Source organism: Bacillus sp. FF-1, assembly GCF_028548245.1.
Lineage (GTDB): Bacteria > Bacillota > Bacilli > Bacillales > Bacillaceae_G > Bacillus_A > Bacillus_A paranthracis.
Map to the genome: position 1 here is coordinate 132,444 of NZ_JAQQGG010000008.1, position 11,989 is coordinate 144,432.

Consider the following 11,989-nt stretch of genomic DNA (forward strand, 5'->3'; position numbering starts at 1 on the left):
TGGAAATTCGACAAATATATTACTAAGTTTACTACATACTAAAATAGCTGTCAGAAAATTCCCGACAGCCTGTCAAAATTCGTTATTTTTTACTTGTTCTTTTCAGTTACACTAACCGCAATTCGTTCAAACTCTTTTTGGATCTCCTCTTTGTATGCATCTACTTTTGAAAAGTCCATAGCAGCAATATAAATTCGTTCTAATTTATCACGAACTGATTTCGCTTTCGCTAAAAAAGACATCGCCTCATTCATTTTTGCTTTATATTGAATAGAGACGTCACGAATTTCCTCCGCGTACTTCTCATCCGTCCCTGGTGTTACAATAAGGGCATACATATCTATAATTTCATCACCTTCGCGGCTCGGAAAATATTCATGTGGTGCCGTGCTATCGAAAATCGCAAACCCTAATTCTCTTACGATCACCATATCAAGACTATTTGGATCAAACCCACAATGATATACTTCAACTTCAAATCCTTTTTCTTCTGCTGCCTTAGCTAATTTTTTGAGCATTGTTGATTTTCCAGAACCTGGGCGTCCTTTTATAAAATAACGATGTGGTAATCCTTCTGTTAAATTAGGAACAAAATCAACTGCTCCTTTCGGTGTAGCTGCTCCTAAAAACCGATGTTTCACAAGCGATTGTTTCCCAACTTTATCTGTAAATAATTTCTGAATGAGCTGCTCGGTTAGTTCGTTCGCTTTATTAAAATCAATATTACTAATATATATTTTCTCCCACTCATCATGTATAACTAATGCCTCGTTAAAACGAGCGTAAGCAGCTTGAAAAGCTTTGCTTGCTTCTGAAACAAATCGTTCAATTTCCACTTTCTGCTTTCTTAACTTATCTGAATCCCAAGCAATTCCTAAATTAATATACTCCTCGACAACTCCTGGCATTTTTGGCTCAATAACATGCGGTGATGTTCCATCAACAATTCCTACTTTTAACTTCGGGATAATGACACCATCAACCGATTTATTATCAGAAGAACAGTGTAAAAATTCAATATCATATCCCTTTTCAACCCATTCACGACCTATTACCTTAATTAAAGAAGATTTTCCCGTTCCAGGTCCACCCTTTAAAATAAATAATCTGTTTAGTCCTTTTAAATTCTCTTCATATAAATTATGAAATCCTCTAGCTGTATTTCCACCAGCATAATAATTCAATACATTCCCTGTCACTGCACTCACTCCTTCGCAGCATTCTATTTACATAAGCTACAATATGCGAGCAACTTTATTTGGGTGAATACCTATTTTGTGTTGCACAGAAAAAGGAAATGAATTACAATTTTATTATCACGAAAATTCCGAACTTTAAATTGAATATACCTTTATCAAGAGAGGCAGAGGGACCGGCCCTTTGAAGCCCAGCAACCTCAGTTTATACAAACTGAATAGGTGCTAATTCCTGCAAAATGCATTGCATTTTGAAAGATAAAACGTAACTATTGTGTGCAAAACTCATCTTTCTTGATTATGAAAGGTGAGTTTTTTATATTTCAAAATATATACTTGGAGGTATTTAAAGTGAAAGTAATTGACCTATCCCAAACATTTGAAAACAATATGTCTCAATTTCCTGGAACACCAAAAATCAATTTAGAAGCCATTACAAGCGTTGAAGAAACAGGTTATCAAGTTACAGATTTTCATTCTGTCGTTCATGTTGGTACACATTGTGATGCTCCTGCTCATTTCATTTCAGGCGCAACGACTATTGATCAATTGCCCCTAGACCAATTTGTAGGTGAAGCTGTTCTTATCGACGTAACTCATGTACAAGAACGAAAACTACCTAAAGAAGTATTACACAATGCTGACATAAAAGAAGGTGATATTGTCATTTTTCATTCCAACCTATCTAATAAATGGAATACAGAAGCGTATGAACAAGAAGCCTTTTATCTTTCCGAAGAATTAGCTGAAGAATTAGTTCAATTAAAAGTAAAATCTGTCGGTTTAGATTTCATTTCTCCTGACGAGGTAACGACAGAAACATCGCCAATCCATCACATACTACTTGGGAATAATATTTATTTAATCGAAAACTTAACAAACTTAGATGCCATTAATGCGAAACGTTTCTTTTTCTCAGCGGCACCTTTAAAAATTAAAAATAGCGACGGTGCTTTCGCAAGAGCATTCGCTGTAATTTTTTAAACAAACTATACAAAAAAGCAAAGATCATCATTGACCTTTGCTTCTATTTCTTTTATTTAAACTAAGAAAGAATTGCTCAACGCGAGGACGTAACCAAGCTAAATAATCTTTCTCTTTCTTCTTTGTACAAGCTATTTCTTCCCCATCGACCATTCCGACAAGTTCTAGCTCTAACAGTTGCCTCGTAAATGCTAACATATTTATTTCTTCTTCCGGATACTCTTCCTTTAATTTCTCCTCAATTTCCCCTAATAAAAAACCGTCACGCATCATTGCCAATGCATCAATCCAAAGTGGCGGCATTTCATATTTTTCTCCTGTAATTGTATCTTTTACAATATAATTCTTTTGCTCTTTTCGAAATTGAATCGCGTGTAAGCATACAGTCGAATTTAATGTTAATTCCATCATACCACCTCTTTCATAATATCTGCATAGAAAAAAGGATGCGCGTGCACCCCTTCTTTTTCTAACACTACCGAACCGTTACATGAATAACAAATCTCATGTCGATATTTTCCTCCATTATAAACGAAGTATTTTATAAAAAAAACCCTTCTCGAAACATTTTATAAAATGTTTATATTTACGCAACAAGAACACTTTTCTGAAAAATATTTTCTTCTAGCGCATTATGCTATCGGTAAAAAAATCTCCACCTTCATTCCTAGCTCTCCGCTACTTTGAATCGCAATACTTCCTTGCTACTCCTCATGATCAATACAAAAACTCTACATATTATCTCATTAAATGATAAGGAAATTACTTTCAGAGCAATCTGTAACCTTATAACGAGAAAAGGAAGGAGATTTCCCCTTCCTTTTCATCACAATTTATATCCACCTTACTCGATCATGTAGCAATCCATCCGTAAAGTCATTTCCACCAACTACAAAATCATTCATATATAAATTCAAATATTCTCCGTACTTACTTTCTGTATTTAATAATAATTCCTCTACATAATAGGCACCTTGTTTAAAGTTATCGAACAGTAAACTACACAAGCCAGCATAAATGCCACATCCTACTTGGAAGTATGTCGCATTCGTTTTATATTTATGAAAAACTTGACTGCTATTCATCACGTTATACATATAGGTCTCGCTATTTTCATAAACGAGTAATACACCGACTAGATCCTCGCCCGCAATCTCTTCTTCGGCTGGATTAAATACTTTACGATTCCAATTCCATAGATCTTCTACCTTATCTAAGTTCTGTCTAATTATATTTGTTGTATACTCGTTAATTCGGTAAAGAAACCCTACTTCCATGTTAAAGTTTTTCCCTAAAATTAAAACTTCCTCATGCGGCATCAAACAACCATAAAATTCTTTCTCTCCCAACTTTACTTTATACTCTGAAGCATATACATCTTCATAAAAGTAAAGAGGACGATGATGACTCATATACATCGGATAACTCCATATCGCTTCATCTAGAAATCGCTCTACTGCCCATGAAGCATACAGTGTATGAGGCTTTATAAGTGCTGTATCATTCAAAAATGACGTATCATGTTCTACTATATAGCATGCTCTTGGCTTTTCATTCGGGCGTTCCTTCATAAGTTCAACAACCATCCATTGAACGACACCTGGATTCATACCTGAGCCTATAATTGCTTTTGTATTTTTAAATTTATCTTTTTCCTTCTCAAATCTCGTATATCTTTCCGTAAGCTGAAAGCCGATTAAACTATCGTCCTGATCTACTGCCTCGTTTTCCAAAGCTGAATTAATATAACAAATTCCAAGTTCATTACAACAGCTTAATACTCTGATCGTATCTGCCCCTGAAACATCAATCACAACGCTCGTACTACTTTCTTTTAAATGTTTTTTAAATGTCACTACATCTTGGAGATCTATTTCGGATAAAAACAATTGATCTTCCAAATTTGGAAACAACTCGTCATAATACGTCCTATCTTTTTGTTTTATATCAACCAAATAAAATGTAACATTCTTTATCACTTCATAAATCGGGTCTTTTTCATTTACTATCGCTTGATTTAAAATCGCTAAAACTGCTTTTGCTGCTCCACCAGCACTACCAAGTAATGTAATCGATAACGAATTTGGAAACTGCTCCACCAACAAAACCCCTTTAATATATTAGTTAAGCAGTTCTCCCTCAAAAAAATAAATTGAATACATCAAAAGATAGCTCGTACATATTCTTTATAATTTAGTACAAAATTTCCTCTTCAACAGCCATACTAACATATTTATATTCAATTCATTTTTCCCCTCATATTCAGATCAAGCTAAACAAATAGGCTCGACCTTTTCTTCTGCATATAAAAGAAAAAGCCAGCCCTTTCAATTAACTTACGGACAATGGACAGATTTTACATGTTGAATATTTACATACATTTTCGCATCACGCGCTTTTAATATTTCAATATGCCCTTCATCAATCTTCGCCATCTTTCCGATTTTATTATATTCCTCACCTAAATCGAACACCATAATTTTTCCAGACATTTTAATAAGTTGTTCTTCAAACGTTCGAGCTAACGTAATATTTAAGGGATTCACGGGGAGTTCATTTTTATTGAGGGCGTAAGGCACTTGATTTTCTTTATACGGAATTAACCATTTCAAGTGTTTTAAAGATATATATACAGTTTTATAAACTGGACTATAAAAAACAATATAATCATTCATTACACTTGTAACATACCCATGTATTGGAGCATTTCCTGCTACATAAATTTCCGTAAAAATCCCTTTGGAAGTACTTAATACTTTCCTCAAAGAAATTGAAGGTGACTCTCTCTTAATTACAGAATCCACATCTGGTTTTAAGATTTCTTCATCATGTGATCGTAAAAATTTATAATATTGTACATGGTATAAAGATATATATACGTAGTCTTGTCCATTGTAAAGAACAACGATATCATTTCCTACGTCTATTAATACACCTTTAAACCTTTTTTCACCAATTAATTTAACATATATATTTTCTCCAATACTTTTGTTTAACTCATTCATCTATATCCTCCTTCCTATGAATTTCTTCTTTCCTGTCTTTCATTTCTAAAAAAATAATCAGGGCAAAGTTCTGTTTTAATAGTAAGTAATTCCTTTTCATACTATTGAAATAAGAAATTGTTCTTCTCTTTCCCTCATAATGCCCCTCTTATTTATTAAACATTATTCATCTTCATTCTTTTTACATTTAACTACTTGACTCACACTCTTAATATGAGACTTAACTACATAAATCACTTCATCGCAGTTTACTAGTGTAATGCAGCCATGGTGTACCTCACTTAACAAACCTTCCACACATTCTGGACCACCACGATTAATTTTTACCCACTTATACTTCAAGTCTTTTAATATATCTAGAAAAGTATCCTCATCAGAGCAGAAACATGAACTATAGCAATCACCACATTTACTTTCTTTTACTTTCTTAACTAGACTCTTCACATGCTTCAAGTGATAATATACTAATTCACCATGTGGTAATTGTAACGTTAGATAATCTTTGCCTAACGATACAAGCTCACCAACTCGACTTTCTGGTCCGCGAAGGTTTACTTTGACAGTCTCACCAACTAAACATTTAATTTGGTCACAACATAATACATTCTCCAATTTCGTATCCCCCTTTCTTATTATCTTCCTCTACTTGATTGTCTTTGTGCACGAGCACGACCTGAATTATTGCTACTTTCCTTACTATCGTCGCTCTCATCGCTCTCTCCACAAGCTAAAGCATTATAGTTAACACTTTTAATATGCTTTATTGCAATTAAGATAATTTCTTCTTTTACGATTAATGTTACGAAGTCACAAGAAACATCTTGTAAAATGCCTTCCACTTTCTCTGGACCACCGCGATTAATTTTCACCCAGCAATATTTGAAACTTTCAAGCAGTTCTTCAAAGTCTTCTGCACAGGCGCAATCTTCCCACTCGCAATCACTTGATCCACATTCTTTCGCATTTTTTGTGATACTCTTTAGATGTTTAAGTTGATAGTAATAAAGTTCACCTTTTTCATTCTGCAATACGAAGTAGTCCGGACATACTGATATTATTGTTCCTTTTTGAGATTCTGGACCACCCCTGTTTACTCTCACAAAAGATCCAATTAAGTCTTTCAAAAAATCACAATGAAATAAACTCACGAGAAAACCCCTTCCATTAATTTATAAGCTTTTGCACTGATAGTATATGTATCTGTACAGGTTACGTTCTCTATGTTTGTCCTAGCTAGAAAAAAATATGCTTTTAACATGGTAGACTACTACCTATCAAAATTTGAGGAAAGGCTAAGAACTCCTTATGCTTTTAATATCTTTAAACAAAAAAATCCCTTATGAAGATACATTTCTGCATATCTTCATAAGGGATTTCCCATAGTTTAATCTTCGTCTTTAACATCCATATCTTCTGGAATTGGTTCGTTCAATATTTCTTCCACTAATTGCTTATATTTCTCCATTTGTTCTAAATGTGTATTGAATTGTTCTTTATTTAATAAATATTGCTCTCCATCAAATAGTGCACGAATTTTCTTTTGCTGAATTAACTCTTCAATATACGACTTTGGTAAATTCAAATACTCCGCAGCTTCTTCTACTGTTATATACAACTCGTTCATTCCTTTATTATTTTTTCCTATATACTGTATCTTACTTTATTTTTGTAAACAAATAAAAAAGATTTTGTAAATGCAACCTAAAAAGCAGGTAGATGCATTCCATATATTGTATAATAGTATATAGTAAGAATTTTTTAAATATAGAATGGTATTACCCATTTACACAAAGGAGAGTTAACATATGGCTACTCGTCACATCATTACAATGTTAGAAAAAACATTACAAATTGAAACAGAAAACACAATTTCTCATTTAACTGCATCTTTATCTGATCGTATTCTTTCTCAAAGCGTAGCAATACAGGAAAACAATTGTTACCATACAATTGGAGAATGGTACAAAAATCATTTCTTATTCCAACAAGATGATTTCCTTTGGGCTAAATACGTTTTCTATGACGCATATTGTGAGGAAATAAAAAAACAAGGTCATCTTACAAAACGTGTTCGCCAAATATTAGAATCATTAGCTCGAATGCATGGAAAACAGTACATTGCTTCTATATTAAACATGCCATTTCCTAACGAACGAGCTAAAGGAACAGCATAATGTAATACAGTTCTGCGTCAGCAAAACATAGATTCATTATTTTCTAGGGAGATTTATAAATAAAACGTTCATGTCACATGAACTGATGAAACCGGTGTCATTATAATGATTGAAAATATAGTAAACAGGAAAACCCCCATTTACCTCTCTCGTCATTCGAATAGAGAAGTAAATGGGGGTATACTTGTTCCTTTACTATTTCATCATCTGCTTAATCAATTCTCGATTTCTCTTCTTAAATACCTCATTATGCGAAGAAACCATTCCATACTCACTTGCATCTGGCTGAATAAATTGTTTCGCTTTATTCACAGCATTTCCAGCATCTTGGAATGCTCCCGCAATTAAGTGTAATTTTCCTTCATGCTTTAAAATATCCCCAGCAGCATATAATCCGTCTACTGAAGACTCACTATTTGCATTCCCTGCAATATAAAAATTATCTATAATCGCAACGTCTAACTCACTATTTTCTAATAATGTAATGTCACGTTCATATCCATGATTAATAATAACTTCATCAATAGGTAAATGAGAAACTTCACCTGTCTCATGATTCGTTAATTCTACATATTCAATCGCTTCATGACTATCACCAGCAATTAATTTTGTAATCGATGTATGAAAGAAACACTCAGCTGAGCTGTTCAGCAGTTGCTTCACTTGTGCTTCATGACCAGATAATTCTTCTTTTCTATATGTTACATATACTTTTTTCGCGATTGGTTCTAATTCATTTGCCCAATCAACGGCAGAATTTCCTCCGCCGGAAATAATGATCGTTTTATCTTTGAAACGCTTTAAAGACTTCACTGTATAATTTAAATTCGATACTTCAAATCGCTCAGCACCTTCAATTGATAACTTTTGTGGTTTCAATATACCACTTCCAGTTGCCACAATAACTGTTTTTGAAAAGTGTTCTTTTCCATCGTTTGCTTTTAACGTAAAAGTGCCACCTTTATTACGAATAATCGATTCTACTTTTGTATTTAATACAACTTCCGGCTGAAATGTTAACCCTTGTTGTACAAGTTGCTCAATTAATTTATCACCTGTAACTGGTAATAGTCCTCCTACATCCCAAATCATCTTCTCTGGATAAACATGTATTTTTCCACCTAGCTGTGGTTGAAATTCTATTATTTTCGTTTTCATTTCTCTGAGTCCACTATAAAAAGCTGAATAAAGCCCTGCAGGTCCTCCGCCTATCACAGTTACATCAAACAATTCTTCTCGATTCATTCGTGCTCACTCCTCAGCTACTAATCATTGATTATCATTCTCAATAAAATATAACCTGTTTCCGCAAAATTTACAATTAAAATTACTATTGACAATACAACTAGATAAAATTATATTATTTAATGAATCAATAGTGATAATCATTATCAATTTGTTAATAATTAGAAAATTTGAGATTACATCTTCTTTTATTAGTATGGTTAATACTATATTGTGACATCTCACATTCAAAATTTTTAATAAACATTTTGTATTACCACTACTCTTTCAAAAAGATTGCAGTTAAACAAATTATTGTATACACATATCATCTATTTAAAGGAGACAGACGATGAAAAAGTTATTTATTTCACTAACAGTTCTTTTCGTCCTTGTTATGAGCGCTTGTAGCAATGGCTCTACAGACAAAAAGAACGATGCAAAAGGTAGTAAATCAGAAACCATTACATACCAATCTGAAAATGGTAAAGTAGAAGTTCCTGCAAATCCAAAACGCGTTGTTGTTTTATCATCATTCGCTGGTAACGTAATGTCATTAGGTGTAAATCTTGTTGGGGTAGATTCATGGTCTAAACAAAACCCACGTTTTGATAGCAAACTTAAAGACGTTGCTGAAGTATCAGATGAAAATGTTGAAAAAATCGCTGAACTAAATCCAGATTTAATCATCGGTTTATCAAATATTAAAAATGTTGATAAGTTAAAGAAAATCGCTCCTACTGTAACATACACTTACGGAAAAGTTGATTACTTAACACAGCATTTAGAAATTGGTAAGTTATTAAACAAAGAAAAAGAAGCAAAAACTTGGGTTGATGACTTCAAGAAACGTGCACAAGAAGCTGGTAAAGAAATTAAAGCAAAAATCGGTGAAGATGCTACAGTTTCTGTTGTAGAAAACTTCAACAAACAGCTTTATGTATACGGCGAGAACTGGGGCCGCGGAACAGAAATTCTGTACCAAGAAATGAAATTAAAAATGCCTGAAAAAGTAAAAGAAAAAGCATTAAAAGAAGGTTACTACGCATTATCTACTGAGGTATTACCTGAGTTTGCTGGTGATTACTTAATCGTAAGTAAAAACAAAGATACTGATAACTCATTCCAAGAGACAGAATCATATAAAAACATCCCAGCAGTAAAAAATAATCGTGTATACGAAGCAAACATGATGGAATTCTATTTCAACGATCCACTTACATTAGATTTCCAACTAGACTTCTTCAAGAAGAGCTTTCTTGGTAAATAATACAAACATGAGGAATTCTTATTTTAAGAATTCCTCTTCCTTTATTCTATGAAAAGAAAAGATGTGAAACGAATGACAAAAGAACATGACAATACACGTTCTATAGCTTTTACATACAAATTAATTTTAAGCATAATTGCATTCTTTCTTATTTTTATGGTAGCAATGGTATTAGGTGCTGCAGATACTTCAATAAAAGACGTATGGTCAGCACTCACTTCCTCCGCTAAAGGGGATAAAATATCTATCATTCGCGAAATACGTTTGCCCCGTGAAGTTGCCGCTATTTTTGTAGGAGCTGGGCTTGCTGTTTCTGGAGCAATTATGCAAGGATTAACAAGAAATCCACTTGCAGATCCTGGATTACTCGGGCTATCTGGTGGAGCAAATGCTGCGCTTGCACTAACACTTGCTTTCAATCCTTCCATCAGCTATCTTTACTTAACATTAGCTTGCTTTATCGGTGCTGCAGTTGGTGCAATTATGGTATTTGGAATTGGTATGGTGAAAAAAGGCGGTCTCTCCCCTCTTCGAATTGTATTAGCTGGTGCTGCCGTTTCAGCATTTCTACTCGCAATTTCAGAAGGAGTCGGCATTTACTTCAAAATTTCACAAGATGTATCACTTTGGACTGCTGGAGGCGTAATTGGAACTACTTGGAGCCAATTGAAAGTTATTATTCCAGTCATTTCAATTAGTATCTTTATCGCTATCTTACTAGCAAAAAAATTGACAGTTCTTAGTTTCAGTGAAGAAGTGGCTATTGGACTCGGTCAAAAAATTATTGTTATTAAAACCATTCTATTTATCATTATTATCTTACTTGCAGGTGCGTCTGTAGCACTTGTCGGAAATATGGCATTTATCGGTTTAATGGTACCTCACATGGTACGCCCAATTGTCGGTCCAGATTACCGATTTGTTATACCGATGTCAGCAATTGCTGGGGCTTCCTTTATGCTACTTGCAGATACAATCGGACGTACCATTAACGCTCCGTACGAAACACCAGTTGCTGCTATTGTCGCAATTGTAGGATTACCATTCTTCCTATTCATTGTACGTAAAGGAGGAAAAATGTTCTCATGATACCATCTATTCTAAGAAAACAACGTCTTATCATACTCGCTTTACTTATACTAACCATTACAACTATTGTAATTGGAATGGGGCTCGGTTCAGCATCTTTATCTTATGATCGACTACTCCCAACGTTAATGGGACAAGGAACTTTTAAAGAGGAGTTCGTTTTATACTCTTTAAGGCTACCTAGAATTATCATTACATTATTAGCTGGTATGGCTCTCGCTTTATCAGGAGCTATTCTGCAAGGAATTACCCGAAATGATTTAGCTGAACCTGGTATTCTCGGAATCAACTCTGGGGCCGGTGTTGCTGTTGCTATTTTCTTCTTATACTTTCCAATAGATGTAGGTTCATTTCTTTACTTACTACCTATCGTTGGATTTATCGGAGCGTTTCTGACAGCTGTTCTAATCTACGTATTTTCATATAGTAAATCAACTGGACTTCAGCCGGTGCGATTAACATTAACCGGTATCGGTTTTGCATTTGCACTATCTGGAATGATGATCGTCCTTATTTCATCCGCAGATCGTATGAAAGTGGACTTTATCGCCAAATGGATTGCCGGAAATATTTGGGGAGATGACTGGATCTTCGTTTTAGCAATGCTCCCATGGTTAATCGTATTCATTCCGTTCGTTTTCTATAAAGCAAACCGATTAAACATTCTAGCATTAAACGAACCAGTCGCAATTGGCGTTGGAATTGAAATTGAAAAAGAACGCAGATACTTATTAGTGGCGGCCGTTGCGCTTGCAGCTGCAGCTGTTTCCGTAACAGGAGGAATTAGCTTTATTGGACTAATGGCTCCTCACATTGCAAAATCTTTAGTAGGTCCAAGGCATCAAATCTTCATGCCTATCGCCCTTTTAATCGGCGGATGGCTATTACTATTAGCAGACACAATCGGACGAAATATCGTTGAACCTAACGGTATCCCAGCAGGTATTGTTGTCGCTTTAATTGGTGCTCCTTACTTTATGTATTTGTTGCTTAAGAAGGCGTAAAAAACACCCTCAAGAATGAAATCTTGAGGGTATTTTTATCTCC

13 protein-coding genes and 1 riboswitch are annotated in these 11,989 nt (G+C 34.3%); of the genes, 5 read left to right on the top strand and 8 right to left on the bottom strand.

Annotated elements, in window-relative coordinates:
• Nucleotides 1–89: 89 nt before the first annotated feature.
• A complete protein-coding gene (locus PQF83_RS22930) occupies nt 90–1,199 on the bottom strand; it encodes a PRK06851 family protein (protein WP_000147495.1) in 1,110 nt (369 codons plus the stop codon).
• Between the two features lie 149 nt (nt 1,200–1,348).
• A riboswitch (SAM riboswitch) is annotated at nt 1,349–1,461 on the top strand.
• Nucleotides 1,462–1,547: 86 nt separating this feature from the next.
• Here PQF83_RS22930 and PQF83_RS22935 point away from each other — a divergent pair.
• Nucleotides 1,548–2,180 carry a cyclase family protein gene (locus PQF83_RS22935; protein ID WP_000862960.1) on the top strand — a complete coding sequence of 211 codons (633 nt, stop codon included), beginning with the start codon at nt 1,548–1,550 and terminating at the stop codon, nt 2,178–2,180.
• 27 nt (nt 2,181–2,207) lie between these two features.
• On the opposite strand, the gene PQF83_RS22940 is transcribed toward PQF83_RS22935, so the two are convergent.
• The 6 genes from PQF83_RS22940 to PQF83_RS22965 form a co-directional block, all read right to left on the bottom strand.
• Nucleotides 2,208–2,588 carry a hypothetical protein gene (locus PQF83_RS22940; RefSeq protein ID WP_000424100.1) on the bottom strand — a complete coding sequence of 127 codons (381 nt, stop codon included), beginning with the start codon at nt 2,586–2,588 and terminating at the stop codon, nt 2,208–2,210.
• 425 nt (nt 2,589–3,013) lie between these two features.
• Nucleotides 3,014–4,279: a hypothetical protein gene (locus tag PQF83_RS22945; RefSeq protein WP_000434741.1), complete on the bottom strand. Its 1,266-nt coding sequence runs from the start codon at nt 4,277–4,279 to the stop codon at nt 3,014–3,016.
• A gap of 237 nt (nt 4,280–4,516) precedes the next feature.
• Entirely contained in the window at nt 4,517–5,185 is a 669-nt protein-coding gene (locus tag PQF83_RS22950; protein WP_001004282.1) for a hypothetical protein, read from the bottom strand.
• Nucleotides 5,186–5,347: 162 nt separating this feature from the next.
• Nucleotides 5,348–5,797 carry a spore coat protein gene (locus PQF83_RS22955; RefSeq protein ID WP_000432501.1) on the bottom strand — a complete coding sequence of 150 codons (450 nt, stop codon included), beginning with the start codon at nt 5,795–5,797 and terminating at the stop codon, nt 5,348–5,350.
• Nucleotides 5,798–5,817: 20 nt separating this feature from the next.
• Complete coding sequence (locus PQF83_RS22960) at nt 5,818–6,333, bottom strand: hypothetical protein (protein ID WP_000051521.1); 516 nt, start codon at nt 6,331–6,333, stop codon at nt 5,818–5,820.
• Nucleotides 6,334–6,569: 236 nt separating this feature from the next.
• A complete protein-coding gene (locus PQF83_RS22965; protein ID WP_001004507.1) occupies nt 6,570–6,809 on the bottom strand; it encodes a helix-turn-helix domain-containing protein in 240 nt (79 codons plus the stop codon).
• A gap of 181 nt (nt 6,810–6,990) precedes the next feature.
• Between PQF83_RS22965 and PQF83_RS22970 the strand changes: the two genes are divergently transcribed.
• A complete protein-coding gene (locus PQF83_RS22970) occupies nt 6,991–7,359 on the top strand; it encodes a hypothetical protein (protein ID WP_000235473.1) in 369 nt (122 codons plus the stop codon).
• 195 nt (nt 7,360–7,554) lie between these two features.
• Here the strand turns inward: PQF83_RS22970 and PQF83_RS22975 are convergent, their stop codons facing one another.
• Nucleotides 7,555–8,604, bottom strand: a complete 1,050-nt coding sequence (locus PQF83_RS22975) for an NAD(P)/FAD-dependent oxidoreductase (protein WP_272792345.1) — start codon at nt 8,602–8,604, stop codon at nt 7,555–7,557.
• Nucleotides 8,605–8,935: 331 nt separating this feature from the next.
• Between PQF83_RS22975 and PQF83_RS22980 the strand changes: the two genes are divergently transcribed.
• From PQF83_RS22980 to PQF83_RS22990, 3 genes are read left to right on the top strand one after another with little or no spacing between them, the layout of a single operon-like run.
• A complete protein-coding gene (locus PQF83_RS22980) occupies nt 8,936–9,853 on the top strand; it encodes an iron-hydroxamate ABC transporter substrate-binding protein (protein WP_000732578.1) in 918 nt (305 codons plus the stop codon).
• Nucleotides 9,854–9,901: 48 nt separating this feature from the next.
• Nucleotides 9,902–10,942, top strand: coding sequence for a FecCD family ABC transporter permease (locus tag PQF83_RS22985; RefSeq protein WP_000823048.1), 1,041 nt, complete (start codon nt 9,902–9,904; stop codon nt 10,940–10,942).
• Nucleotides 10,939–11,946 carry a FecCD family ABC transporter permease gene (locus tag PQF83_RS22990; RefSeq protein ID WP_000613088.1) on the top strand — a complete coding sequence of 336 codons (1,008 nt, stop codon included), beginning with the start codon at nt 10,939–10,941 and terminating at the stop codon, nt 11,944–11,946. Before PQF83_RS22985 ends, PQF83_RS22990 begins: the two co-directional genes overlap by 4 nt.
• Nucleotides 11,947–11,989 lie beyond the last annotated feature (43 nt).